Source organism: Limnohabitans sp. (genome assembly GCF_040401495.1).
In the GTDB taxonomy this organism is placed as follows: domain Bacteria; phylum Pseudomonadota; class Gammaproteobacteria; order Burkholderiales; family Burkholderiaceae_C; genus Limnohabitans.
Map to the genome: position 1 here is coordinate 1 of NZ_JBBAOI010000050.1, position 2,903 is coordinate 2,903.

Annotated in this window: 3 protein-coding genes; 2 read left to right on the forward strand and 1 reads right to left on the reverse strand. The window is 57.3% G+C overall.

Annotated features, from left to right (window positions below; translation table 11 throughout):
* Nucleotides 1–274: 274 nt before the first annotated feature.
* Together istA and istB are read left to right on the forward strand one after the other, a co-directional pair.
* Entirely contained in the window at nt 275–1,813 is a 1,539-nt protein-coding gene (istA, locus tag AC9UEO_RS13490) for an IS21 family transposase (protein WP_509534545.1), read from the forward strand.
* Nucleotides 1,803–2,600 carry an IS21-like element helper ATPase IstB gene (gene istB, locus AC9UEO_RS13495; protein WP_509534548.1) on the forward strand — a complete coding sequence of 266 codons (798 nt, stop codon included), beginning with the start codon at nt 1,803–1,805 and terminating at the stop codon, nt 2,598–2,600. The genes istA and istB overlap by 11 nt, the downstream gene beginning before the upstream one ends.
* Nucleotides 2,601–2,677: 77 nt before the next feature.
* Here istB and AC9UEO_RS13500 read toward each other — a convergent pair whose 3' ends face one another.
* Nucleotides 2,678–2,845 carry a hypothetical protein gene (locus AC9UEO_RS13500; protein ID WP_509534551.1) on the reverse strand — a complete coding sequence of 56 codons (168 nt, stop codon included), beginning with the start codon at nt 2,843–2,845 and terminating at the stop codon, nt 2,678–2,680.
* Between the last annotated feature and the right edge of the window lie 58 nt (nt 2,846–2,903).

The window sequence follows — 2,903 nt, forward strand, 5'->3', positions numbered from 1 at the left end:
ATCCCGTCGATGGCGCGACGGCTTGGTCGATTGGACAGAGCCCAAAATCCTACGCGAGCGCGCTTGATCCCAAAGGACTCAAGGGAAAGCGCATCGGCATTCTGAAGAGTTTCTTCGGCTCCGGGACGGATGCGGCAGACGTCAACAGCGCCATGTCTGCGTTGTAGAGTTGCATTGAGAACTGACCCTTAAGAGACGGTAATTTCCACTGAGATTTGACCCATGTTGAACTTCCCCCTGGCTGGCTGCGGCGGGGGTATCGGGAGTGATAGACATGGATTTGTTGAGTGTCATTCGACGTTGGGCTCTTCGGGAGCACGTTTCGATCCGGGAGATCGCCCGGCGGACGAACTTGTCGCGGAACACGATCCGCAAGTATCTGCGGTCTGGCGAGGTTGAGCCAAAATTCAAGCTTCCCGACCGTCCCAGCAAGCTGGACGCGTTTGCTGACAAGCTTTCGAGCTGGGTGAAGCTTGAAGCGAGCAAGTCTCGCAAGCAGAAGCGCACAACCAAGCAGTTGCATACTGATCTGCTGGCTCTTGGCTACGACGGTTCTTATGGCCGTGTGGCGGCATTTGTTCGGGATTGGAAGACAGCCCGGCAGCAAGAACAACAGACCAGTGGGCGCGGAACGTTTGTTCCCTTGGTTTTTCACTCTGGCGAGGCATTTCAGTTTGATTGGAGCGAGGACTGGGCGATCCTCGGGGGGCAGCGGACCAAGCTGCAAGTTGCTCACTTCAAGTTGTCGCATAGTCGGGCGTTTATCGTTCGCGCCTATCTTCTCCAGACCCACGAGATGCTCTTTGACGCTCACTATCACGCCTTTCGGGTGCTGGGCGGGGTAGCAAGGCGGGGGATCTACGACAACATGCGGACCGCTGTTGATCGGGTTGGCCGCGGCAAAAACCGTCAGGTGAATGCCCGGTTTACTGCGATGGTCAGTCACTATCTGTTTGACGCGGAGTTCTGCAATCCCGCTTCAGGCTGGGAGAAGGGGCAGGTCGAAAAAAACGTTCGGGATGCGCGCCACCGATTGTGGCAGCCGATGCCGAACTGTGCGGATCTGGAGGAGCTGAACGCCTGGTTAGAGCGCCGCTGCAAGGAGCTATGGGAGCAAATCCCCCATGGGGTCCTACCCGGAACCGTCGCCGACGTCTGGACTGATGAAGTCGCTAACCTGATGCCGACGCCCCGGCAGTTCGACGGGTTCGTCGAACACACAAAGCGGGTCACGCCGATTTGCCTGATCCACTTGGAGCGCAATCGTTACAGCGTGCCAGCATCCTTCGCCAATCGACCGGTCAGCGTTCGGGTCTATCCAACGCGGGTCGTAGTCGCCGCCGAAGGGCAAATCCTGTGTGAACATGAGCGCGTTATTAATCGCTCCAATGATCAGCCCGGACGTACGATCTACGATTGGCGACATTATCTGGCGGTGATCCAGCGCAAACCCGGGGCTTTGCGCAATGGCGCGCCCTTCCAGGAGTTGCCAGAAGCCTTCAAGCGTCTACAACGCCATCTTCTCAAGCACCCGGGCGGTGACAGGGAGATGGTCGAGATCCTTGCTCTTGTTCTGCAGCATGACGAGCAAGCAGTTCTGTGCGCTGTCGAGATGGCTCTAACAGACAATGTTCCCACCAAGACCCATGTCTTGAACCTTCTACACAGGCTCGTGGACGACAAGCCGGTAACAGCGCCCACCGTGGACGCGCCCAAGGCCTTGGTCCTGAGTAAGGAGCCACGAGCGGATGTCGAACGCTACGATACGCTGCGCGATGGCGCCAGGGCAAGGGAGGTTCGCCATGCGTCATGATCCAGCAAGCGCCGCTATCGTGATCATGCTGCGCAGTCTAAAAATGTACGGCATGGCTCAGGCGGTCAGCGATCTCACCGAGCAGGGCGCGCCCGCTTTTGAGACCGCAGTTCCAGTCCTCTCCCAACTGCTAAAAGCTGAGACCGCAGAACGCGAGGTCAGGTCAATCGCGTATCAGATCAAGTCAGCCCGCTTCCCCGCCTATAAGGATCTTGCGGGCTTTGATTTTGCCAACAGTGAGATCAACGAGGCCTTGGTGCGGCAGCTTTATCGATGCGAGTTCATGGATGGCGCCCACAATGTCGTGCTCATAGGTGGGCCGGGCACGGGCAAAACCCATATCGCAACGGCGGTTGGTGTTCAGGCAGTGGAGCATCACCACAAGAGGGTCCGCTTCTTCTCAACAGTCGAACTCGTCAACGCACTGGAGCAGGAAAAAGCAGTCGGCAAAGCCGGCCAGATTGCCGAACGACTGGTCCGACTTGATCTCTTAATCCTAGACGAACTCGGATATCTACCGTTCAGTCCGTCTGGCGGGGCGCTGCTCTTCCACCTCTTGAGCAAGCTTTATGAACGCACAAGCGTCGTCATAACAACCAACCTGAGCTTCAGCGAGTGGGCCGGGGTCTTTGGCGACGCCAAGATGACGACGGCGCTCCTCGACCGCCTAACTCACCACTGCCACATCCTTGAAACCGGAAACGACAGCTTCCGCTTCAAGGCGAGCACCGACATCGCCACCACTAAAAACCGGAAGGAGAAATCGAATGCCTTGACTCAAAACTGACCCACGGAACATAAAAGGGCGGGTCACTTCTCAGTGAAAATCCCGGGTCAGTTCTTCGTGAAAATCTACAACCATGCCTATCTCCCTATCGCTTTGGCAGACTTCGAAGGCTTCTCTTGGTTCTTTAGCTCGGTGAGCCGCTCATACGGCTCCACAGCCATGACCACGACGAACGGTTTGTCGTCCTTCGTGACGGCGACCGGCGCGATGCGCACGGCGCCAATGAGCACCTCACGCGAGTTCATTTAATCCCCAAGGGATCCAGCCCACTGGGGCACTCAACCCACCCCAAAAACCCCAGAG

Coding starts and splice junctions, on each gene's coding strand:
- istA (WP_509534545.1), top strand. CDS start 275: ATGGATTTGTTGAGTGTCATTCGACGTTGGGCTCTTCGGGAGCACGTT.
- istB (WP_509534548.1), top strand. CDS start 1,803: ATGCGTCATGATCCAGCAAGCGCCGCTATCGTGATCATGCTGCGCAGT.
- AC9UEO_RS13500 (WP_509534551.1), bottom strand. CDS start 2,845: ATGAACTCGCGTGAGGTGCTCATTGGCGCCGTGCGCATCGCGCCGGTC.